Origin of the sequence: Sphingobium sp., from assembly GCF_041987595.1 — a bacterium.
Taxonomy (GTDB): domain Bacteria; phylum Pseudomonadota; class Alphaproteobacteria; order Sphingomonadales; family Sphingomonadaceae; genus Sphingobium.
The window spans coordinates 1-22,416 of record NZ_JBHIWJ010000067.1; the positions used below are offsets into that span (position 1 = coordinate 1).

General features: G+C 64.6%; 21 protein-coding genes and 1 pseudogene. 11 read left to right on the plus strand and 11 right to left on the minus strand.

The features are described 5' to 3' along the window. Positions 1-13: 13 nt before the first annotated feature. Positions 14-448 (minus strand): type II 3-dehydroquinate dehydratase, encoded by a 435-nt coding sequence (gene aroQ / locus ACFC3J_RS15665; protein WP_007405851.1) that lies wholly within the window; start codon positions 446-448, stop codon positions 14-16. Between the two features lie 115 nt (positions 449-563). On the opposite strand from aroQ, the gene thiS reads away from it, so the two are divergent. Continuing rightward, positions 564-1,568, plus strand: coding sequence for a sulfur carrier protein ThiS (thiS, locus tag ACFC3J_RS15670; RefSeq protein ID WP_375197054.1), 1,005 nt, complete (start codon positions 564-566; stop codon positions 1,566-1,568). A 10-nt stretch (positions 1,569-1,578) separates the two neighbouring features. Here the strand turns inward: thiS and ACFC3J_RS15675 are convergent, their stop codons facing one another. Then, positions 1,579-2,463, minus strand: a complete 885-nt coding sequence (locus tag ACFC3J_RS15675) for a LysR family transcriptional regulator (RefSeq protein WP_375197068.1) — start codon at positions 2,461-2,463, stop codon at positions 1,579-1,581. A gap of 89 nt (positions 2,464-2,552) precedes the next feature. Between ACFC3J_RS15675 and ACFC3J_RS15680 the strand changes: the two genes are divergently transcribed. Both ACFC3J_RS15680 and ACFC3J_RS15685 read left to right on the plus strand, forming a co-directional pair. Beyond that, complete coding sequence (locus ACFC3J_RS15680; protein ID WP_375197069.1) at positions 2,553-3,284, plus strand: CoA transferase subunit A; 732 nt, start codon at positions 2,553-2,555, stop codon at positions 3,282-3,284. A 2-nt stretch (positions 3,285-3,286) separates the two neighbouring features. Next, positions 3,287-3,799 (plus strand): annotated as a pseudogene (locus ACFC3J_RS15685) (SDR family oxidoreductase); the annotation flags it as partial. Here the strand turns inward: ACFC3J_RS15685 and ACFC3J_RS15690 are convergent. The 8 genes from ACFC3J_RS15690 to ACFC3J_RS15725 form a co-directional block, all read right to left on the minus strand. Further along, on the minus strand, positions 3,796-5,832 hold the full coding sequence (locus ACFC3J_RS15690) for a M3 family metallopeptidase (protein WP_375197070.1): 2,037 nt from the start codon (positions 5,830-5,832) through the stop codon (positions 3,796-3,798). The pseudogene ACFC3J_RS15685 and the gene ACFC3J_RS15690 overlap by 4 nt on opposite strands. 60 nt (positions 5,833-5,892) lie before the next feature. Further along, entirely contained in the window at positions 5,893-6,282 is a 390-nt protein-coding gene (locus tag ACFC3J_RS15695; protein ID WP_375197055.1) for a nuclear transport factor 2 family protein, read from the minus strand. Between the two features lie 78 nt (positions 6,283-6,360). Continuing rightward, the gene (locus ACFC3J_RS15700) at positions 6,361-7,767 is read right to left on the minus strand and encodes an efflux transporter outer membrane subunit (protein WP_375197056.1); all 1,407 of its coding nucleotides are present in this window, start codon (positions 7,765-7,767) and stop codon (positions 6,361-6,363) included. A gap of 11 nt (positions 7,768-7,778) precedes the next feature. Next, entirely contained in the window at positions 7,779-10,964 is a 3,186-nt protein-coding gene (locus tag ACFC3J_RS15705; RefSeq protein WP_375197071.1) for an efflux RND transporter permease subunit, read from the minus strand. 90 nt (positions 10,965-11,054) lie between these two features. Next, entirely contained in the window at positions 11,055-12,305 is a 1,251-nt protein-coding gene (locus ACFC3J_RS15710; protein ID WP_375197057.1) for an efflux RND transporter periplasmic adaptor subunit, read from the minus strand. Continuing rightward, positions 12,283-12,414 (minus strand): hypothetical protein, encoded by a 132-nt coding sequence (locus ACFC3J_RS15715; protein WP_375197058.1) that lies wholly within the window; start codon positions 12,412-12,414, stop codon positions 12,283-12,285. Before ACFC3J_RS15715 ends, ACFC3J_RS15710 begins: the two co-directional genes overlap by 23 nt. 27 nt (positions 12,415-12,441) lie before the next feature. Continuing rightward, complete coding sequence (locus ACFC3J_RS15720; protein ID WP_375197059.1) at positions 12,442-12,813, minus strand: hypothetical protein; 372 nt, start codon at positions 12,811-12,813, stop codon at positions 12,442-12,444. 346 nt (positions 12,814-13,159) lie between these two features. Beyond that, entirely contained in the window at positions 13,160-13,768 is a 609-nt protein-coding gene (locus ACFC3J_RS15725; protein WP_375197060.1) for a TetR/AcrR family transcriptional regulator, read from the minus strand. Positions 13,769-13,866: 98 nt separating this feature from the next. Here ACFC3J_RS15725 and ACFC3J_RS15730 point away from each other — a divergent pair, with 98 nt between their 5' ends. Beyond that, a complete protein-coding gene (locus ACFC3J_RS15730; protein WP_375197061.1) occupies positions 13,867-14,775 on the plus strand; it encodes a LysR family transcriptional regulator in 909 nt (302 codons plus the stop codon). On the opposite strand, the gene ACFC3J_RS15735 is transcribed toward ACFC3J_RS15730, so the two are convergent. Then, entirely contained in the window at positions 14,765-15,223 is a 459-nt protein-coding gene (locus ACFC3J_RS15735) for a MarR family winged helix-turn-helix transcriptional regulator (RefSeq protein ID WP_375197062.1), read from the minus strand. The genes ACFC3J_RS15730 and ACFC3J_RS15735 overlap by 11 nt on opposite strands. 111 nt (positions 15,224-15,334) lie before the next feature. Between ACFC3J_RS15735 and hmgA the strand changes: the two genes are divergently transcribed. From hmgA to ACFC3J_RS15770, 7 genes are all read left to right on the plus strand, one after another. Next, positions 15,335-16,624: a homogentisate 1,2-dioxygenase gene (gene hmgA, locus ACFC3J_RS15740; RefSeq protein ID WP_375197072.1), complete on the plus strand. Its 1,290-nt coding sequence runs from the start codon at positions 15,335-15,337 to the stop codon at positions 16,622-16,624. Beyond that, on the plus strand, positions 16,621-17,922 hold the full coding sequence (gene fahA, locus ACFC3J_RS15745; RefSeq protein ID WP_375197063.1) for a fumarylacetoacetase: 1,302 nt from the start codon (positions 16,621-16,623) through the stop codon (positions 17,920-17,922). The genes hmgA and fahA overlap by 4 nt, the downstream gene beginning before the upstream one ends. Beyond that, positions 17,919-18,566, plus strand: coding sequence for a maleylacetoacetate isomerase (maiA, locus tag ACFC3J_RS15750; protein ID WP_375197064.1), 648 nt, complete (start codon positions 17,919-17,921; stop codon positions 18,564-18,566). The genes fahA and maiA overlap by 4 nt, the downstream gene beginning before the upstream one ends. Then, complete coding sequence (locus ACFC3J_RS15755) at positions 18,563-18,934, plus strand: Rieske (2Fe-2S) protein (RefSeq protein WP_375197065.1); 372 nt, start codon at positions 18,563-18,565, stop codon at positions 18,932-18,934. Before maiA ends, ACFC3J_RS15755 begins: the two co-directional genes overlap by 4 nt. A 130-nt stretch (positions 18,935-19,064) precedes the next feature. After that, entirely contained in the window at positions 19,065-19,544 is a 480-nt protein-coding gene (locus tag ACFC3J_RS15760) for an NAD(P)H-dependent oxidoreductase subunit E (RefSeq protein WP_375197073.1), read from the plus strand. Continuing rightward, positions 19,541-21,115, plus strand: coding sequence for an NADH-ubiquinone oxidoreductase-F iron-sulfur binding region domain-containing protein (locus ACFC3J_RS15765; RefSeq protein WP_375197066.1), 1,575 nt, complete (start codon positions 19,541-19,543; stop codon positions 21,113-21,115). Before ACFC3J_RS15760 ends, ACFC3J_RS15765 begins: the two co-directional genes overlap by 4 nt. Then, positions 21,112-22,416: 2Fe-2S iron-sulfur cluster-binding protein (locus ACFC3J_RS15770; protein WP_375197067.1), on the plus strand; the 1,305-nt coding region annotated here is incomplete at its 3' end. The genes ACFC3J_RS15765 and ACFC3J_RS15770, both read left to right, overlap by 4 nt.

Genomic DNA, 22,416 nt, shown 5'->3' on the forward strand with positions numbered 1-22,416 from the left:
GGACGCGCTCCTGTCAGAACCGGGCCGCCGCTTCAAGCGCGAGCAGATAGGAATGCGCGCCAAAGCCTGCGATTGTGCCTTTCGCGGCACGCCCGATATAGCTCTCATGACGGAAAGACTCCCGCGCATGAGGGTTGGATAGGTGAACTTCGATCACCGGCGTCGTCACCGACTTGATCGCGTCATGGATCGCGATCGAGGTGTGGGTGAAGCCCCCGGCATTGAGCAGCACGGCCTTGGCCTCATAAGCCTGGGCCTCGTGCAGCCAGTCGATCAGATGGCCTTCATGGTTGGATTGACGCATGTCGATCTCCAGATCGAGCTCGCGTGCCCGATCCTCGAGCATCCCCGCAATATCGTCCAGCGTGTCATGGCCATAGATATGCGGCTCGCGCAGGCCGAGCAGGTTCAGGTTCGGCCCGTTGAGGACATAGACGGTCGCGGGCATCCGCACTCCCATGGTTGCGGCTCGGGGTGGCCGAGCCTAGATCGAGAGCCTTCCTTAACCGCATGCCCTATCCCACGTCGAGCGGGCAGCGACTTGCATGGTAAGTGACACACATATGCCCCATACCGATGGAACCGTGACGATCACCGTGAATGGCGAGCATAAGCGAGTCGCTGCCGGGCTGTCGCTGGCCGATCTGGCGAGCCAGTTGGGTCTGGTGCCGGAAAAGGTGGCGGTGGAGCGCAATCTGGAGGTCGTGCCGCGCTCGACGCTGGCGCAGGTGTGCGTCGAGGATGGCGACGAGCTGGAAATCGTTCACTTTGTCGGCGGGGGCGATGTTTCGGCGGTCGACGAGGACAGTTGGACAGTGGCGGGCAAGACCTTCCGCTCTCGTCTGATCGTCGGCACCGGCAAATATAAGAATTTCGAGCAGAATGCGGCGGCGGTCGCGGCTTCGGGAGCGGAGATCGTCACCGTCGCGGTACGGCGCGTCAACGTGTCGGACCCCAAGGCGCCGATGCTGACCGACTTCATCGATCCGAAGACAATCACCTATCTGCCCAATACGGCGGGCTGCTATACCGGCGAGGAGGCGATCCGCACGCTGCGTCTGGCGCGCGAGGCGGGCGGCTGGGATCTGGTGAAACTGGAGGTGCTGGGCGAGGCGCGCACCCTCTATCCCGACATGGTGGAAACGCTGCGGGCGACCGAGATATTGGCCAAGGAGGGCTTCAAGCCTATGGTCTATTGCGTCGACGATCCGATCGCCGCCAAGCGGCTGGAGGATGTGGGCGCGGTGGCGATCATGCCGTTGGGCGCGCCGATCGGGTCGGGTCTGGGGATCCAGAACCGGGTGACGATCCGCCTGATTGTCGAGGGCACGAAGCTGCCGGTGCTGGTCGATGCTGGCGTGGGCACGGCGTCCGAGGCGGCGCAGGCGATGGAACTGGGCTGCACCGGCGTCCTCATGAACACCGCCATTGCCGAGGCGAAGGACCCGGTGCTCATGGCGGCCGCGATGAAGGCGGGGGTCGAGGCGGGCCGCATGGCCTATCGCGCCGGACGCATGGGCAAGCGGATGTATGCGGACCCGTCCAGCCCCTTGGCCGGCCTTATCTAAAGGTCGAGATCTAAAGGTCGAGTTGGGCCGCCCGGTCGAAAATGGCCAGGATCAGCGGATCGGTTTCGGCGGCGCGCACCGCGACCCGGAATTCGACCGGCGGCATGGCCGGGGCGCCGGGCACCGGCACCAGCGTCCCGTCGGCCATTTGCTGGCGCACCATGGGGCGGGGGAAAATGCCGATGCCGTCGCCTTCCAGCACGATGTCGATCATCGTGCGCATGTTGTTGCACAGGTTGACCGATCGCCAGCCAAGATCGGAGGCGGCAATGGCTTCCTTCATGATCCGGTAGAGCGGCGACAGGTTGGACAGCGACCAGATCGGCACCTTGGCGATGGCGGGGCTTTGCTGCATCGCCGCCACCGTGCCGGGGCTGGCCAGCCACAACAGGTCGACGCCGCCGATGGGGACCGTGCGCAGCATCGGATGGGCGATCTGTCCGGGGGCGAAGGCGATGTCCGTGCGCCCGGCCGTCAATTGCTGGATCAGGTCGGCGGTCAGCGCGATTTCGACTTCGAGAGACACGCGGGGCAGGTCGCGGTTCAGCGCCGCGACGAAGCCCGGCAGACAACTGGCCGCCGCAATCTCCCCGGCGCCGATGCGGACGACGCCGGTGGCGCCCGATATGTCGCTGCATTCCGTCAGCACGCTTTGAAATCGCGCCCAGAGCGGTTCGCTTTCGCGCACCAGTTCGCGCCCGGCGGGGGTCAGCGTCATGCTTCGTCCCTCCCGCCGGAAAAGGGCGGTGCCGAGATGGTTTTCCAGCTCCCGCACGCGGGCGGAAATGGCGGGCTGCGTCGTGTTCAGCCGGGCTGCGGCCGCGGCAAAGGTGCCCAGTCGCGCGATCCAGAGCAGCGTTTCGAGATGGTAGAAGGCAATGCGATTGATAGCCATCATTTGGGCATATCGGAAAAAACAAATCATTGGTATTGATTGGTTCACTTGCCTAAGACTGTGTGCAGTTGCGAAAGGAAGGGATGCCGATGGTCAAGAAGCTCTACCCCGACGCCGCATCGGCGCTGGAAGGATTGCTGTTCGACGGAATGCAGTTGTGCGCTGGCGGCTTTGGCCTGTGCGGGATACCAGAGCGGCTGATCGACGCGATCCGGGACTCGGGCGTCAAGGATTTGACCATCGCCTCCAACAATGCGGGGATCGACGGCGAGGGGCTGGGCAAGCTGCTGCGCACGCGGCAGGTCAGGAAGATGATCAGCTCCTATGTCGGCGAGAACAAGGAATTTGAACGGCAATATCTGGCGGGCGAGCTGGAGGTGGAGTTCTGCCCACAGGGCACGCTGGCCGAACGGTGCCGCGCGGGCGGGGCGGGGATTCCGGGCTTCTACACCAAGACCGGGGTCGGGACCGCTGTGGCCGAAGGCAAGGAAGTCAAGGTTTTCGACGGGCAGGACTATATTCTCGAACGCGGGATTTTCGCGGACCTGGCGATCATCAAGGGATGGAAGGCCGATGAGAGCGGCAATCTGATTTTCCGCAAGACGGCGCGGAACTTCAACCAGCCGATGGCGACCGCGGCGAAGATCTGCGTGGCGGAAGTCGAGGAAGTGGTTCCGACCGGCAGCCTCGATCCCGACGCCATCCATCTGCCGGGCATCTACGTCAAGCGCATGATCGTCGGCGCGCCCTATGACAAGAAGATCGAATTTCGCACCGTTCGCCAGCATTCCGCCGATGCCTGGCCGTCGCGGACGCGCTGATGGGGCGTGATCCGGTGGACATTCTCGTCAACAATGCCGGTCTGCGCGATCGCAGGCCCATCGATCAGCTCGACCGGGCAGCGGTGCGCCAGATGCTGGAAGTCAATCTCGTCGCGCCGTTCGATCTGGCGCGGAGCATCGCACCCGCCATGCGCGCCGGGGGCCGGATCATCAACGTCACCTCCATTGCGGGGCAGATCGCCCGGTCGGGCGATGCCGCCTATACGATGAGCAAGGGCGGTCTGGACGCGCTCACCCGCGCGCTGGCGGCGGAACTGGGCAAGCGCGCCATCACCGTCAACGCCGTCGCTCCCGGCTATTTCGCGACTGCAGCCAATGCGGAGATGGTCGCCGATCCCGCCATTGGCGAACATCTCGCCCGGCGCACATCCTTGGGGCGCTGGGGGCGTCCTGAGGAAATCGTCGGCCCGGTGCTGTTCCTCGCGTCGGAGGCCGCCTCCTATGTCACCGGACAGATACTGGCGGTCGACGGCGGCTATACCGCGCATTTCTAGGCGGCGAGTCCCTTCATTCTGAGCAGCGCGTCGACCTGCGGCGCGCGTCCGGCAAAGGCCTGGAAATTCTCGGCCGCCGGGCGGCTGGCCCCCGCGGCAAGGATTTCGCGACGGAAGGCGGTTGCGCCCCCGCCCGGAATGTCGCCATGAGCGAAAATCTCGAACGCGTCGGCCGACAGCAACTCGGCCCAGAGATAGGAATAATATCCCGCCGCATAGCCGCCCGCGAAAATATGGCTGAAGGCATGGGCAAAGCGGTTCCATTCGGGCGGACGAAGCACCGAGACGGCGGCGCGGACCTGTTCCAGCATGGCGTTGACGCGGGCGCCCTTGTCTGGATCATAATCGCGGTGGAGAAGCAGGTCGAAGGTCGCGAACTCGATCTGCCGCAACAGGGCAAGACCCGCCTGAAACTGGCGCGCAGCGAGCAGGCGGTCGAACATGTCGATGGGCAGGGATTCGCCGCTGTCGACATGGCCCGACAGGTCGATCAGCGTGTCGCGATCCCATGCGAAATTTTCCATGAACTGGCTGGGCAGTTCCACCGCGTCCCATTCCACGCCGGAAATGCCGCCGATGGAGGGCAGGTCCACTTCGGTCAGCAGATGGTGCAGCACATGACCGAATTCGTGGAAAAGCGTCACCACATCATTGTGCGTGACCAGCGAAGGGCGCTCGCCTACGGGCGGCGCGAAATTGGTGGTGAGGTAGGCGATCGGGCGATGGAAAATATCCGCGTCCCGGAAGCGCGACCGGCAGACGTCCATCCACGCGCCGCCGCGCTTGCCGGCGCGCGTGAAGAGGTCGAGATAGACCCCCGCGACGACCTCGCCACTGGCATCCTGCACATCGTAGAACAGCACGTCGGGATGCCATGTGGAGACCTGCTGCCGGGCGATGAGGCGGACGCCGAAAAGCTGTTCGATCAGCGCCTGCGTCCCGGCCAGCACGCGGGGCAGGGGAAAATAGGCCTTCAGCGCCTCCTGATCGACGCCATGGAGCGTCCGCCGCATCGCCTCCGCCACATGGCTGAGGTCCCAGGGCTGAATATCGTCCAGCCCCAGATGCTCGGCCGCGAACGCCCTGGCTTCGGCCAGTTCCCGTTCGGCAACCGGACGCGCCCGCCCGGCAAGGTCGGCGAGGAAGGCGAGCGCTTCGTCCGCATCGGCCGCCATCTTGGTTTCCAGCGAATGGGCGGCGGAATCGGCAAAGCCCAATATCTGCGCCGCCTCATGCCGCAGCGCCATGATCGCATCGATCCGTTCGCTATTGTCGTGGCTCTTGTCCTCCGCCTGTTCGGAGGCGCGAGTGTTGTGGGCGCGGTAGACGCGCTCGCGCAGGGCGCGATCCTGCGCATGGTAGAGGATCGCCAGCACGCTGGGCTGGCGCAGGGTGACGAGCCAGCCGGTCAGGCCCTTTTCCCGCGCATAGGCCGCAAGGATCGCCTTGTCGCTTTCCGGGACGCCAGCCAGGGCGGCCTCGTCGGTGATATGCTCGCTCCACGCCTCGGTCGCGTCGAGCACGGCGTTGCCGAATTTGGTGCTGAGGTCGCTCAACGCGACGCCGATCTCCAGAAAACGCTGACGCGCCTCCCCCTCCAGCGCCACGCCCGCCAGGCGGAAGCCGCGCAGCGCGAGTTCGACGGCGCGCTTGCGGATCGCGGGCAGGGCCGCAAAATCGGGGCCGGCCGCGACGGCGGCGACGGCATCGTGATGGGCGCGGTTCTGGCCTGCTTCCATGAGATAGGCGGTCATCAGCGCCTGCGCTGACGCATGGGCCTCGCGCAATTCGGGCGTGTCGGCGACCGAAGCCAGATGACCGACCGGGGACCATGTGCGGGACAGCAGGAAATCGGCGCGCTCCGCCGTCAGCACGACCGAATCGAAATCATGGTGCGCCGATGCGCTGATCCCCTCTATCGCGGCACGGTGCGCGGCAATCGCCTCCTTCATGGCGGGAACCACATGGGCTGCCTGAATGGCCGCGAAATCGGGAAGGTCGCTGTCGGCAAGAAGGGGATTGGAGGTCGTCATGGTCACTCGCAAGGATTGGAGCTTTCCTAATTGGGTCATGCCGGGCGGCTCTTCAAGCGATCAGACGAGGGTGAGGTAGATTTCGGCCTCTATGATCCAATCGGCGCCCGCCTTGCGCCATTTGGCGGAATAACTCCCGGCTGCGAGCGTTTCGCCAGACAAGGCCGAGGCACCCTGCCAATGGCCATGTTCCATGGCGATCGGTTCGACGCTCGACGCAAGGATCGTTTCCGGCGTGCGGGTGTAGATGGTGCGGTCGGGAGCGGAAAATTCGCGCTTCCAGGCCTGAAGCTGGGCCTTGCGACCGGCAATGACGGCACTGTCGGAGCCGGTGACGAGGATCGCGTTCTGCGCCAGCAGCGGGCCGATGGCGGTCAGGTCGGCTTCGGCAAGGGCGCGGTTGAAGTCGGCGCGGCGCAGGCGGATGGCAAGGTCGGGGGAGGGGGTCATGGCCCCGTTCTTATGCGCAGACGTCAAAAGAGAATAGCCCCGAGCCGCGGCGACGAGCGCGGCTCGGAAAGGCAGCGATCAGCTGGCTGTCCAGCCGCCGCCCAGCGCCCTGAACAGATCGACCTGCGCGAAGGCGACGGCGCGGTTGGCGCTGGCAAGCTCGCTTTCGGCGGCCGCCAGCGTGCGTTGGGCGTCGAGGACCGTCAGAAAGTCGATCTGGCCTTCGCGCTGGCGGGCAAGGCTGATGCGGGCGGCCCTGTCGGCGGCTTCGCGGGCGGCCCGGAGCGTGTCGCGGCGTTCCAGCGCATGGGCATAGACCGAAAGCGCCGTCTCGGTTTCCTCCAGTGCCCGCAGCACCGTGCCGTCGAAGGTTGCGAGCGAGGCGTTGCTGTCAGCTCTGGCTGCAGCGATGCGGGCGCGGATCGGTTCCTGGTTGGGGAAGGCCCAGTTGATGAGAGGGCCGAGCAGCCAGCGGAACGGCCCGCCGCCCAATATGTCGCCGCCGCCGATCGCGGTGGTGCCGATCGAACCGCCCAGCGTGATGCGGGGATAAAGATCTGCCGTCGCCACGCCGATCCTTGCCGTATCGGCGGCAAGACGCTGTTCGGCGGCGCGGACGTCCGGACGGCGGGCGAGCAGGGCGCGGCCGTCGCCTACCGGAATGGGCTGGCTGAGGTCGGGCGTCTTGATCCGGTCGCGAATGGTGGCGGGCAGGTCCTGCGGCGTTCGTCCCGTGAGCGTGGCGAGGCGGAACAGGGCGCTTTCCCGATCCGCGATCAGGCTGGGGATGAGGGCGGCCTGCTGGTCGCGCAGTGCCGTTACCCGGATCACGTCGAGGCGGTCGGAGCGGCCAACCTCGAAACGGGCGTTGGTGATGCGGATGCTGTTGTCGAGCAGGGCGACCGTCTGTCTCGCCACCGCCATGCGTTCGGCGGAGCTGGTTGCGTCCACATAGGCCCGCACCGTGTCGGCGACCACCGCCACGCGCACGGCGTCGGCGTCGGCCGAAGCGGCGTTGACGTCGCCCTTCGCCGCTTCGATGCTGCGTTTCACGCGGCCGAACAGGTCGACCTCGTACGCGACGTTGAGGCCTGCATCGACGGTCCAGTTTTCCCTGTCCACGCCGGGCAGGGTCTGGGATTCAGAGGCGCGGCCATAAGTGGGCTGGGCGCCGAGCGTCGTCTGGGGGATGCTGTCGGAACGGGCGCCGCGCAACTGGGCGCGGGCCTTTTCCAGACGGGCGACGGCGACGCGGATGTCGGTGTTGGCCGTAAGGGCGTCCTGCACCATGCCGTCCAGCACCGGGTCGCTATAAAGCCGCCACCAATGATCGTCGGCCTGTTTCATGCTGACCGCCGGGCTGCTGGCGCCGATGAAGGCGCCCGTTGCAGTGCCGGGGGTGGCCGGAGCCTTATAGTCCGGCCCAGCGGCGCAGGCGGTCAGGGCAGAGGCGCCAAGCAAGAGGGGGATAAGCGTCATTTTCATCTTGTCGTTCCTTATTCGGCGGGGTGCAGCGCGGCGGGCGTTTGCCCCTTCCCCTTGCGGGAGAAGCGATCGCCCAATGCGCGGCACACGACATAGAAGGTGGGGGTGAACAGCAGGCCGAAGGCCGTCACGCCGGTCATGCCGAAGAAAACGGCGGTGCCCAGCGCCTGCCGGAGTTCCGCGCCTGCTCCGCTCGCGATCACCAGCGGCACGGCGCCCAGGATGAAGGCAAAGCTGGTCATCAGGATCGGACGCAGACGGGTCTGGGCAGCCTGAACGGCGGCTTCGACCGGCGAGAGGCCCTGTTCTTCTTCAGCCTGCTTGGCGAATTCGACCACGAGGATGGCGTTCTTTGCCGCCAGCGCGATCAGCACGACCAGACCGATTTGCGTCAGGATATTATTGTCCATGCCCCGCAGGTTCACGCCCAGCATGGCCGCGAACAGGCACATCGGCACGATCAGGATGATCGAGAGCGGCAGCGTCAGGCTTTCATATTGCGCCGCCAGCACGAGGAAGACGAAGAAGACAGCCATGGCAAAGACGACGCCGGCGGTGTTGCCTGCTGCCTTTTGCTGAAAGGCGACGCCCGTCCATTCGGTGCTGTAACCGGAAGGCAGATTGGCGTTAGCCAGCTTTTCCATGGTCGTCAGCGACTGGCCGGTGCTGTAGCCCGGCGCCGTATCCCCATCGATCTCCACCGCGGGCAGCAGGTTGTAGCGCACCACGCGATAGGGACCTGTCTTATCGCGGAAGGTCGAGACGGAACCGATCGGGACCATCTGACCGCTGTTCGAGCGGGTCTTGAGGTTGGCGATATTGGCCACCGATCCGCGATGATCGGCGTCGGCCTGAGCGGTCACGCGATAGGTGCGGCCCAGCAGGTTGAAATCATTGACGAAGGCCGATCCCAGATAGACCTGCATCGCTTCGAAAACCCGTTCCGGTGGGACGCCCAGCAGGTCGGCCTTGCGCCGGTCGACATCCGCATAGATGCGCGGCGTGCCGACGTCGAACAGGGTGTAGATCATGGACAGGCCGGGGGCCTGGTTCGCCTTGGCCAGAAAGCCCTGAGCGACCTTGTCGAGTTCCCCATAACCGCGATCTTCCCGGTCCTGAATCAGCATGCGGAACCCGCCGGGCGGCACAAGGCCGGTGATGGTAGGCGGCGGCAGCAGAAGGATGCGGGCCTTGTCATAGCCTGCGACGGCCTTGTGCGCCTGTTCCATGATCCCGGCATAGGTCACGCCTTCCGCCTTCCGCTCGGCAAAGCTCTTGAAGGGAAAGTAGATGGCCGCGCTGTTGGGCGCCTGCGTCTGGGACGGGCCGTGGAAGCCCGCGAACATCACCGCGCCGCGCAGGCCCTTGATCGGCAGGATCTTTTCCGCCACCTCCCGCGTCGCCCTGTCGGTGCGTTCGAGCGAGGCGCCGGCGGGCAGCTGCACCACGGCGAGGAAATAGCCCTGATCCTGCGCCGGAACGAAGCCGCCGGGCGTTACCCAGAACAGGGCGATGGTGGCGGCGATCAGGCCCGAATAGGTCAGCAGCATCTTCTTCGGCCGGGCGACGAGGAAGCGGGTGAGGCGGGCATAGCCTGCGCTCAGCCGGTCGAAGCCGGTGTTGAAGCGGGCTGCCGCCTGCGCCGCCACCCGCCGCCAGCGCGGGGCGTCGTGGAGATCATGCACGCCATGTTTGGGCTTCAGCAGCAGCGCTGCGGCGGCCGGGGACAGGGTGAGCGAGAGGATCAGCGAAATGATCGTCGCGGTCGAAATGGTGACGGCGAACTGCTGATAGAAGGCGCCCGAAATGCCGGTGATGAACAGGGTCGGCACGAACACCGCGCACAGGACGAGGACGATGGCGACCAGCGCGGCCGACACTTCATCCATGGAGGTGCGGGCGGCCTCCAGCGGGGACATGCCATGTTCGATATTGCGCTCGACATTCTCCACCACGACGATGGCGTCGTCGACGACGATGCCGATGGCCAGCACCAATCCGAACAGCGACAGGTTGTTGAGCGAATAGCCAAGGCCGGCAAGGATCGCCGCCGTGCCGATCAGCGAAACCGGAATGGCGATGATCGGGATGACTGCCGCGCGCCAGTTCTGGAGGAAGACCAGGATGACAAGGACGACCAGCACCACCGCTTCGAACAGGGTATGATAGACCGCGTCAATCGACTGGCTGATGAATTCGGTCGGATTGTAGATGACGCTATATTCCAGCCCCTTGGGAAAGCGCTGGGAGAGCTGGTCCATCTCCGCCTTCACCTTTTCCGCCGCGTCGAGCGCATTGGAGCCGGGACGCTGCATCACCGCGATGACGACGGTGGGCTTGCCTGAAAGATAGGTGTTGATGCCATAATCCTGCGCGCCGAGTTCAACGCGGGCGACGTCGCCCACGCGGACCTGACGGCCATCGGCATCGGTGCGGATGACGATGTCGGAGAATTGCTTCGGTTCGGTGAGGCGGCCCTGCATCTCGACGCCGAGCTGGAAGGCTTCGCCTCGGTCATAGGGCGGCTGGCCGATCGAACCGGCGGAAACCTGCACATTCTGCGCGCGCAGGGCGGATACGATCTCACCTGCCGTCAGGTCGAGCGCGGCGGCGCGATCCGGGTCGATCCAGATGCGCATCGCATAGTCGCGGGAACCGAACAATTGCACATCGCCCACGCCGTCGAGCCGTGCGAGCCGGTCGCGCACCTGCGTCAGCGCATAGTTGGACAGGTAATTGCGGTCGAATGTTCCGTCAGGGGACTGGAGGTTGACTACCATCAGGAATTCCGGGGTCGTCTTGCGGGTCACGACGCCCAGGCGCTGAACCTCTTCGGGCAGGCGCGGAACGGCGATGGCGACGCGATTCTGGACGAGAACCTGCGCGGCGTCGAGATCGGTGCCGACCTTGAAGGTGACGGTGATGGTGACCTTGCCGTCGCCGGTCGACTGGCTGCTCTGGTAGAGCATATTGTCGACGCCATTGATTTCCTGCTCGATTGGGGCGGCCACGGTGGATGCGACGGTTTCGGCGGAAGCGCCGGGATATTGGGCGGAAACCGTGACCGTTGGTGGCACGATGTCGGGATATTGGGAGACAGGCAGACCGATGAAGGCGATCGCGCCCACGACGGTGATGATAACCGCGATGACAGCGGCGAAGATCGGCCGGTCGATGAAGAAACGGGAGAGGCGCATCGGAGCGTCCTTTGCGTTGGGCGAAGAGGTGGCGCGCAATCCGGCGACGGGTGCCGGATCACGGGCTTTCACTTGCCTGTTCTGGGCGGTTTAGCGGGCGAAGGTCGCTTGTGCGGCTACCGGCGCGGCTGAATCGGTCGGTGTGATCGGGGGCGGACTTGCCTTGATCGCAGTCGGTCGGGTCGCGACCTTGGCACCCGGCATGGCGGCCTGAATGTTCGCCACGATCACCCGGTCGCCGGGGGTCAAGCCTGCGCGGATGATACGCAGGCCATCCACCACCGGACCCAGTTCGACCGGCTTGGCGGCGACACTGTCATCTTTGGCGACGACCAGGACGGTCTTGCGGGCCTGATCGGACTGAATGGCTTCGTCGGGGACCAGCAGGGCGTTGACCTTCCCGCCATTGGCAAGGCGCATGTTGCCGAACATTCCGGGCGTCAGGAACATGTCGGGATTGTCGAACACGGCGCGGACCCGGATCGTGCCGGATCGCGGATCAAGACCATTGTCGGTGAAATCCAGATGGCCCTTGTGGCGATAATCGGCTTCGTCCTGCAGGCGGATTTCCACCGCGCCGCCCGCCGCCTTGTCGCGCTGGGACTTCAGATACAGCGCTTCGGAGGCGTCGAAATTGAAGTAGATCGGATCGAGCCTGTTGACGGTAGTGAGCAGGGTCGCACCAGCGCCTTCCCCCGCAGAGACGAGATTGCCGATGTCGACGCGGCGGTCGGAGACGCGGCCGGATATGGGCGCGCGAATTTGGGTGAATTCGACGTCCAGCGCTCTCTGGCGTTCGCGGGCCTGCGCACCTGCCAGCGCAGCCTGTGCTGCCTGCAGGCGGGAGCGGAGGGCGTCGACTTCGCTGGCGGAGACGGCTTCGTCGCCGGTCAGACGCTGGACCCGGCCATAGTCGTTCCGGGCGAGCAGGAGGGCGCTGCGGGCGCTGGCGGTGTTGGCCTTCGCTTCAGCGAGCGCGGCAAGGAAGGGGCGCTGATCAATGGTGAAGAGAAGCTGGCCCTGCCGCACATAGTCGCCGTCCCTGAAGTGGATCGCCGTCACCGAACCCGACACGCGAGGACGGATTTCGACCGTCTGGCTGGGAGCGAAGCGGCCGACATAATCGTCCCATTGCGTCACTGCGCGGGACAATGGGGCGGACACGCCCACGGTGACCAGCGGAGTGGCGGCGGCCTGCGCCGCAGGTTTGTCGATCAGCTTCCATGAAATGCCGCCGACGATGACGAGAGCGATGACGCCCAGCGATACATGGCGCTTTCGCCAGCGGAACAGGGGGGTAGCCGAACGGATATCGGCATCAATGGGTGTGTGGATGTTCATGATCGGCTCCGGAGGCATTGAGCGATTTCGAAGCGGCCGATTTCGGCCGCAGGTTAAGAAAACGCGGCAAAGAAGTGATTGCGATTTCGAAGCGGCCGATTTCGGCCACGGGTCGGAAAATTGCGGCAGGAGAAAATCAGGCGCGCCTTCTTGCGCTGATGGCGGCCAGAAGCGTTTCGAGCTGGTTTTCGTTGAAACCGGCCTTGAGAAACGCCTTGAGATAGGAGGGGCGGACGGCATAGCCGCGATGCCAGGCGTCCACCGCCAGACGGCGCAGGCTTTCCAGCCGCCCGTTGGCGAGGCGCGGATTGGCCCGTTCCCCGAAAATCCATGTTTTCAGCCGGTCCCAGCGGTCGGGCGCGCGGAGCGACGACAATCCGTCATGGCGAGCCAGCTGGATGATCTGCCATTCGAGCGGCGCGAAGCTGCTGGCTGCGTTATTTGCGCTGATTGTGGTGCCAATCGACCCGCCATCTTCGGCGGATGTGGCAAATTGCAGAAATGCCATGGCTAGTCCCCTGAACATGATGTGCAACCGAGGATCGGGACCGACATATTATCGTCCGCTGCGAGCCATCCCGGCCGAACGTGAGTGAAGGCAACCGGACACGCGAACGGATCGTCTGCGCGTTAAGCTGCAATGGTGATATTGGTTCGCGGCGCCTTGTTAGGCCGGCCGCCTCAAATCGTCAGTGACGACAGAGTTTCTGAAATGTCCGCATACCGACCCCCTTTTGGGCAACAGGTCTATTCAATACTGAACGGTATATAATGTGAAGCGGCGGACGGGTCAATGATATTTTGTACCGGTCAGTAATTTTTTGGTATCTTAATCTCGAACGCAGGGATTTCGGCTATTTTCCAGGCCATACGGCGAGGGTGGTTTCTACCAGCTGCTCCAGCTTGTCGCGAGGCGTGCCTGCACCTGCCTGGACCGCCATGCCCTGCATGATCGCGGACAAATAGGTGACGAGCGCCTGCGGATCGATGCTCTCGGGAAAATCCCCCTCGGCGCGGGCGCGCTCGAAGCGGGCGGCGAGGGCTGCATCGGACGAGGCGCGGCGAGCGATTACCTCATCCCGGATCGATTCCGCCTGTGCGGTGCAGGCCACGGTACTGATGACGCCCAGACAGCCATGGGGGTCGGTCGTGCCCGTCTGGATCGCCAGCGATCCGCGCAATATCCGTTCGGCAACGCCTTTGGCCGTAGGAGCCTCCAGCGCGGTTTTGATGTAGCACAGCTTGTCGCGCTCATAGAGGTCGAGCGCCTTGCGGAACAGCGATTCCTTGTTACCGAAACAGGCGTAAAGGCTGGGTTTGGTGATCCCCATGGCCTCGGTCAGCTCGGCCATGGATGCGCCCTCATAACCGCGACGCCAGAAAACATTGAGCGCGGCGGCAAGCGCTTCCTCAGGATCGAACTCCCGTGGGCGACCTCTCGCTGCTTGTGTCTGTGATTCCATACCGGGCGGTATATAGTGTCGGGATATCCCGGCGTCCAGTCCCGCTTTCGTGGACCATCGCTTTGTCCTATCAGCGCGTAAACAACCGAGCCAGCCCGATGCAGACCCGCCTCCTTCAATATTTTCTGGCTCTCGAACGGGAGGGGCATTTTGCGCGGGCGGCGGCGGCGTGCCATGTTTCGCAACCCACGCTGTCGGCGGGCATTTCCGCTCTGGAGGCGCAGCTGGGCAAAAGGCTGATCCTGCGCAACCGGCGCTATGGCGGGCTGACCGAGGAAGGGCGTGCGATCCTGCCATGGGCGCGACAGATGATTGCCGCCGCCGACAATCTGATGCAGGCGGCGGCGGTCGCGAAGGGACCGTTGCAGGGCGAATTGCGGCTGGGCGCGATTCCGGCGGCGATGCCAGCCATCGGCTTTCTGGTGGAGGCGCTGCTCGCCCGGCATCCGGGGCTGAACATCTCGGTCCGCGCTCTGACCTCGCGGCAGATCGAGCGGGAACTGGCCGCTTTTGAACTGGATGCGGGACTGACCTATCTGGACTTCGAGCCGCCTTCCCACGCCCTGGCGGTGCCGCTTTATGTCGAGCGCTACATGCTGGTCGCCGCGCGCGGCGTGCTCAACATGGAGCGGGCGCTGGAGTGGGAGGATGTCGCGCGGTTGCCGCTTTGCGTGCTGCATCAGGGCATGCAGAACCGGCGCATTCTCGACGCCCGGCTAAGCGAGCGCGGGCTGGCGTTGCGCCCGGTGGTGACGGCCGACAGCTATGTCGCCCTGTTCGCGCTCGTTCGTCAGGGACGCCTCTGTTCGATCGTGCCAGACAGCCATGCCATGCTGCTGGATCGGCTGGACTGGGTCCAGACCATGGCTTTGCCCGACGCGGACGAGGGCAGCCGGATCGGCGTGATCGTTTCGGATCGGGCGCCGCTGGGGCCGCTGGCGGAAGCCGTGCTGGCGGTGGCGCGCGATATCTCCGGCCGGACGGGAGGGGTTTGGGCTAGGGCGTAAACTCTTCGCCATCCAGGACGATCTGGTCGATCCGCCGGAGCATCGAGCGAAAGCCGTCCAGTTCGGCCGCGCTGAAGTGAGAGAATATGCGGCTTTCCAGTTCCAGCGCCTTGGGCGCGATCGCCGCGTGAAGTTGCTGGCCGGCCGCCGTCAGAGCCAGAAGATGCGAGCGCCGATCCTCCGGATTGGGAAGGCGTTGAAGCAGGTTGCGTTTCGTCAGGGCAATAGCGGCGCGGCTGACCGTTACCTTGTCCATGCGGGTGTGGGCGCAAATCTGCTGCTGGGTGATGCTGCCCTTTTCGGCGACCCAGGCGACGACCCGCCATTCCGGAATGGTGATGTCGAACAGCGCTTCATAGATTTGCGCGATGCGGTCGCTGAGCAGCGCGGTCGTGAAGGACAGGCGGTAAGGCAGGAAATCGTTCAGACGAAGCATTTTGTCGGTCATGCAGAATAGTATCATTTGATACCTTATTCGCAAGCCGCTATGATGGTATCAATTGAAACCGGGTTGGAGCGGCGAATGATCGGAGAGGCGCGTCGGCAAGGCCCCGCCATGATGACGGGTTTCGGCAATCATTTTGCGACGGAGGCGGTGCCGGGCGCTCTCCCGGTGGGGCGCAATTCGCCGCAACATGTGCCCTTCGGACTCTATGCGGAGCAATTGTCGGGATCGGCCTTTACCGCGCCGAGGGGCGAAAACCGGCGCAGCTGGCTTTATCGTCTGCGACCTGCGGCCAATCATCCGGCCTACCGGCCCTATGCTTTCGAAAGCCTGCTGCGGAGCGGACCTTTCGATGAAGTGCCGCCCACGCCCAATCGCCTGCGCTGGGACCCTATGCCGATTCCGCAAAAACCAACGGATTTCGTGGACGGACTGGTCAGCTATTGCGGGGCGGGCGACCCCGCCGCGGGTGAAGGGCTGGGCATCCATCTCTATGCGGCGAACCAGCCGATGGACCGGCGCGCCTTTACCAATGCCGATGGCGAGATGCTGATCGTGCCGCAGCAGGGCGCCTTGCGGATCGTCACGGAAATGGGAGTGATGGAGGTCGCGCCGGAGCAGATCGCGCTGATCCCGCGGGGGATGCGCTTTCGCGTGGTCCTGTCGGGCGGAGCGGCGAGAGGCTATGTCTGCGAAAATTATGGAGCGCCGTTCCGCTTGCCCGATCTGGGTCCGATCGGGGCCAATGGCCTGGCCAATCCCCGCGATTTCGAAACGCCTGACGCCTGGTTCGAGGATGATGACGGGGATTATGAGATTATCCAGAAATTCGGCGGCCAGCTCTGGACCACGGTACAGGGGCATTCGCCTTTCGATGTCGTCGCATGGCACGGGAATCTTGCGCCCTGCCGCTATGATCTGCGGCGTTTCAACACGATCAATACGGTCAGTTTCGACCATCCCGATCCATCGATTTTCACTGTGCTGACCTCCCCCAGCGAGCGCGCTGGAACGGCCAATTGCGATTTCGTTATCTTTCCGCCGCGCTGGATGGTGGCGGAGGATACGTTCCGGCCGCCATGGTTTCATCGCAATGTGATGAGCGAGTTTATGGGCCTGATCCATGGCGCCTATGATGCCAAGGCCGGCGGTTTCGAGCCGGGGGGCGCCTCCCTGCATAACTGCATGGCGGGACATGGACCGGACAGGGCGAGCTATGAAAGCGCGGTGGGGGCCGACCTGAAACCGCACAGGATCGCCGATACCATGGCCTTCATGTTCGAAAGCCGCTTCGTCTTCAGGCCCACCCGCTTCGCGATGGAAACGCCATTGGGCCAGCTGGATTATGATGATTGCTGGGCGGGCTTTCAAAAGGCGCAATTGCCGGAAGGGGATGCAGCGTGAGTTTTCCGCAGATTGACGAAACCCACGACCCGGCGCGGTCGAGTTGGATCGGAGGAGCGGACAGGCATCCCGATTTTCCGGTGCAGAACCTGCCCTACGGCATTTTTTCGCCCTCCGACGGCGCTGCGCGGGCGGGCGTGGCGATTGGCGACTGGATTTTCGACCTGAAGCGCGGGGCCGAGGCCGGGCTGTTGCCGGAAGCTGCGGCAATGCAATTGCGCGGAACGACGCTCAATGCGCTGATGGCGCTGCCGGCGGCGGATCGGGTCGCCCTGCGGCGTCGGCTCAGTGCTTTGTTCAACGACGGGGGCCAGCGTGGCACCGTCGAACCTCTGCTCCATCAGGCGGACGACTGCACGCTACATCTTCCCGCGGCAATCGGCGATTATACCGACTTCTATGTCGGCATCCATCATGCCACCAACATTGGAAAGCTGTTCCGGCCCGACAATCCGTTGCTGCCCAATTATAAATATGTGCCGATCGGCTATCATGGGCGGGCGTCTTCGATCAGGCCGTCGGGCGTGCCGGTGGTGCGGCCCTGCGGGCAGCGCAAGGCGCCGGACGCCGATGCGCCGGAGGTCGGGCCGAGCCAGCGGCTGGACTATGAGCTGGAGCTGGGCATCTGGATCGGCGCGGGCAATGCGCTGGGGGAGAGGGTGCCGATCGCGCAGGCGGCCGATCATATTGCGGGATTCTGTCTGCTGAACGACTGGTCGGCGCGGGATTTTCAGGCCTGGGAATATGTGCCGCTGGGGCCGTTCCTCGCGAAGAATTTCCAGTCGACCATCTCGCCTTGGGTGGTGACGGCCGAAGCGATGGCGCCGTTCCGCGTCGCGCAGCCTGCGCGGCCGGAGGGCGACCCCAGACCGCTGCCCTATTTGTGGGATGAGGGCGATCAGGCCCAGGGCGCGCTGGCGGTCGATCTGGAAGTGTGGCTGTCGAGCGCGAAGATGCGCGAACAGGGTCTTGCGCCGCTGCGCCTGTCGAAAGGACCTGCTGCGAGCATGTATTGGACCGCCCAGCAGATCGTCGCTCATCATGCGTCCAACGGCTGCAACCTCAACCCCGGCGATTTGCTGGGGACGGGAACGCTGTCGGCCGCGACGCGGGACGGCTATGGCAGCCTGATGGAACTGACCGAAGGCGGAAAGGTCAAAATCGGCCTTCCGACGGGCGAGGAGCGCGCCTTTCTGGAAGATGGCGACGAACTGGCGTTGAAGGCGGTGGCGCGGGCCGATGGCTATGTCTCCATCGGCTTTGGCGAATGTCGCGCCAGAATCGAGCCTGCGCGATGAGCGATCTTGTGCTGCACGGCTATTGGCGGTCGGGCGCCGCCTATCGGGTTCGGATCGCGCTGAACCTGAAGGGCCTCAGCTATGAACAGGTGACGCACGATCTGCGCAGCGGCGCGCAGCGGGAGGCGAGCTACAGGGCGCTGGCGCCGCAAGGGCTTGTCCCGGCGGTTGAGGCGGACGACTTTGCGCTGACCCAGAGTCCGGCGATCCTGGAGTGGATCGAAGAACGCTGGCCTCATCCGTCCCTGCTGCCCGCGGACGTGGAGGAGCGAGCGATCGTCCGGTCGATGGCGGCGCTGATCGGCTGCGACATCCATCCTCTCAACAATTTGCGCGTTTTGCGGGCGTTGAAGGCCGATTTCGGTGCGGATCAACACGCGGTGGAAGGGTGGGTCGCGCGCTGGATCGGGGATGGCTTTGCTGCCCTCGAAACGCTGGTGGCCCGGCACGGCAGGGGATTTGCCTTTGGCGACAGGCCGGGGATGGCGGACTGTTATCTGGTGCCGCAGCTTTATTCGGCCGAACGGTATAATGTCGATCTGGCGCCTTATCCGACACTGGTTGCGGCTGGAGAACGAGCGCGGGTGCTGGACGCTTTTGCCGCGGCCCACCCCTCGGCGCAGCCTGACGCCGACCAGCCATGAGCGAGGAAGCCGCTCGGCTCAGCGCCACGCCTGCGGGCGTGCCATTGGCGCCGCTCGACAGCATCGCCGACGGCGCGGCGCGCAACTTCGTCCTGCAGATGCGCGCCGGGCGCTTCCATGGCTTTGTCGTGCGCATGGGGCAGGACGTGCGCGGCTATGTCGACCGCTGCCCGCATATGGGGCTGCCGCTGGCGCAGAAGCTGGACGACTATCTGACGCCCGGCGGCGATCTGATCAGTTGCAGTTGGCATGGCGCCCTGTTCGCCATCAGCGACGGCACCTGCGTCGGCGGTCCCTGCGCGGGGATGGGACTGACGCCATGGCCGGTGGAAGTGCGGGAGGGGATGATCGTCACTGCCGGATGTTAACCTGCCTGTCGCTATGGCTCCTCTGAATTGATAGAAATTCTCTATCAAACATGCTCCGTCTCGATTTGACGCCGCCCTCGTCCGGGCGCACCATGAGCGAACGAAAAAGCGCGCCGGAAGAATGGGACAGATGCACAAGGGCGAAGCCGCCGGCCTATGGGCCGGGTTGATCGAGGATTGGGTCAGCGTTCATGGTCGGACGCGGGACCGGCTGATCCCGTTGCTGCATTGGGTGCAGGAGGAGATAGGCTATATCGATGACGCGGCCGTTCCCCTGATCGCGAGCGCGCTCAACCTCAGCCGGGCCGATGTGCATGGCGTGGTGACATTTTATCATGATTTCCGGCGGGTGCCTGTGGGACGGCATGTGGTGAAGCTGTGCCGGGCGGAAAGCTGTCAGGCGAGGGGCGGCGCGGCGGTGGAAACCGCCGCGGCGGAGCGGCTGGGCGTCGCCATGGGCGAAACCCGGCGGGACGGACAGGTGACGCTGGAGCCGGTCTATTGTCTGGGGCTTTGCGCGGTCGGACCCAACGCGCTGGTCGACGGCCGCCCGGTGGCTCGGATCGATGCGGCCGTGCTGGACCGGATCGCCCATGCGGTCGCATCATGACGCGGGTGTTCATCAGCCGGGACATGGCTTCGGTCGCGTTGGGCGCGAACGAGGTGGCGGCCGCCTTTGCGGCGGCGGGCTGCGAAGTGGTGCGCACCGGCAGCAGGGGGCTGTTTTCCATCGAACCGCTGGTAGAGGTCGAAAGCGGCGGCGATCGCGTCGGCTTCGGGCCGGTGGGACCGCAGGATGTGGCAGCCGTTCTGGATGGCAGCCACAAGGCGCGGCTGGGCGATGTGGCGGCGCTTCCCTTCTTTGCCGGGCAGCAGCGTTTCACCTTTGCGCGCTGCGGCATCACAGATCCGTTGAGTCTGGAGGATTATGGCGCGCATGGCGGCTGGCGCGGGTTGGACGCGGCGCTTGGGATGACGCCCCAGGCCGTGGTGGATGCGGTCAAGGCGTCCGGGTTGCGCGGGCGCGGCGGGGCCGGGTTTCCGACCGGCATCAAATGGCAGACGGTGCTGGACGCGCCCGCCGGGGACAAGTTCATCGTCTGCAATGCCGATGAGGGCGACAGCGGCACTTTCGCCGATCGGATGCTGATGGAGGGCGACCCTTATTGCCTGATCGAAGGCATGGCGATCGCCGGGCATGCGGTGGGGGCGCGCCATGGCTATATCTATATTCGCAGCGAATATCCCTTTGCGATCGCCGCCATGCAGGAGGCGATCGAGCGATCGAGGGACCGGATCGCGCCGTTTGCGCTGGAAGTGCGGGTCGGCGCGGGCGCCTATGTCTGCGGCGAGGAGACGGCGCTGCTCGACAGTATCGAAGGCAAGCGGGGGCAGGTGCGCGCCAAGCCGCCTTTGCCGGCGCTGGCGGGGCTGTTCGGACAGCCGACGGTCATTAACAATGTTCTGAGCCTGGCGGCCATTCCCTTCATTTTGTCGGAAGGGGCGGAGGCTTATGCGGCGGTCGGTTTCGGCCGGTCGCGGGGAACCATGCCGGTGCAGCTTGCGGGCAATGTGAAGCATGGTGGCCTGTATGAAATCGGCTTCGGCGTCACGCTTGGGGAGTTGGTGAACGCAATCGGCGGCGGCACGGCGAGCGGGCGGCCGGTGCGCGCCGTGCAGGTGGGCGGGCCGCTGGGCGCCTATTTTCCGCCAGACATGTTCGACCTGCCCTTCGACTATGAGGTTTTTGCGCAGGCGGGCGGGTTGATCGGCCATGCCGGGATCACGGTGTTCGACGACGGGGTCGACATGGCGCATATGGCGCGTTTTGCTATGGAATTCTGTTCGGTCGAAAGCTGCGGCAAATGCACGCCCTGCAGGATCGGATCGACCCGCGGGGTCGAGGTGATGGATCGCATCATCGCAGCCCGCGACGCGGCGCCCGTTGAGGCTGAAAGCGCGGGCGGCGGATTGGGCAAGGCCCTCTCCTCGCGATCGCCCGCGCATCTCGATCGCGGGGTAGAGGCGCAGACGGCGCTGCTGCGCGACCTTTGCGACACGATGAAATATGGATCGCTCTGCGCGCTGGGCGGTTTCACGCCCGACCCGGTGCTGAGCGCGCTCGATCATTTTCCCGAGGATTTCGGAATGTCGGCTCCGGTCAAGGAAGCTGCCCAATGACTTATACGCGCGAAGTTGATCATGGGACGCCGCCCGCCGTCGCGACCGGCAAGAGCGTGACGCTGACCATCGATGGCGAAACCGTGACCATGCCGGAAGGCACGTCGATCATGCGCGCGGCGTCGCTGACGGGCTGTTCGATCCCGAAGCTCTGCGCGACCGACAACATGGAAAGTTTCGGTTCCTGTCGCCTGTGTCTGGTCGAAGTCGAGGGGCGTGCTGGCTATCCGGCCTCCTGCACCACGCCGGTCGCCGAGGGCATGGTGGTGCGGACCCAAAGCGAACGCCTGAAACAGCTGCGCCGCGGGGTGATGGAGCTGTATATCTCCGACCATCCGCTCGACTGCCTGACCTGTCCCGCCAACGGCGATTGCGAATTGCAGGAACAGGCCGGCGCGGTGGGATTGCGCGAGGTCCGCTACGGCTATGACGGCGCGACCAACATGGGGCAGGTGAAGGACCAGTCGAATCCCTATTTCGACTTCGATCCCAGCAAATGCATCGTTTGCTCGCGCTGCGTGCGGGCCTGCGACGAGGTGCAGGGGACATTCGCGCTGACTATCGAGGGACGGGGTTTCGCTTCAAAGGTTTCGCCAAGCCAGGGGCAGGATTTCCTGTCTTCCGAATGCGTATCCTGTGGCGCCTGTGTACAGGCCTGCCCGACTGCGACGCTGACGGAGAAGAAGGTCGTGGAGATTGGCACGCCGGATCGGGCGGTCGTCACCACCTGCGCCTATTGCGGCGTCGGCTGCACGTTCAGGGCGGAAATGCGCGGCGAGGAGCTTGTGCGCATGATGCCTTGGAAGGAAGGCAAGGCCAATCGCGGACATAGCTGCGTCAAGGGCCGCTTCGCCTGGGGCTATGCCCAGCATCGTGATCGCATCCTGAAGCCGATGATCCGGGCATCGGTGGACGAGCCTTGGCGCGAAGTTGGCTGGCAGGAAGCGATTGCCCATACCGCCAGCGAATTCAGGCGCATTCAGTCGAAATATGGCAGGCGGAGCATAGGTGGGATCACATCCAGCCGCTGCACCAATGAGGAAACCTTCCTCGTCCAGAAGCTGGTCCGGCAGGGGTTCGGCAACAATAATGTCGATACCTGCGCGCGCGTATGCCATTCGCCGACCGGCTATGGGTTGAAGACCACGTTCGGCACCTCTGCGGGCACGCAGGATTTCGACAGCGTGATGCAGGCCGACGTCATTCTCGTGATCGGCGCCAATCCGACCGATGGGCATCCTGTCTTTGCCAGCCGGATGAAGAAGCGCCTGCGGCCCGGAAACGGAAAACCGGGCGCGAAG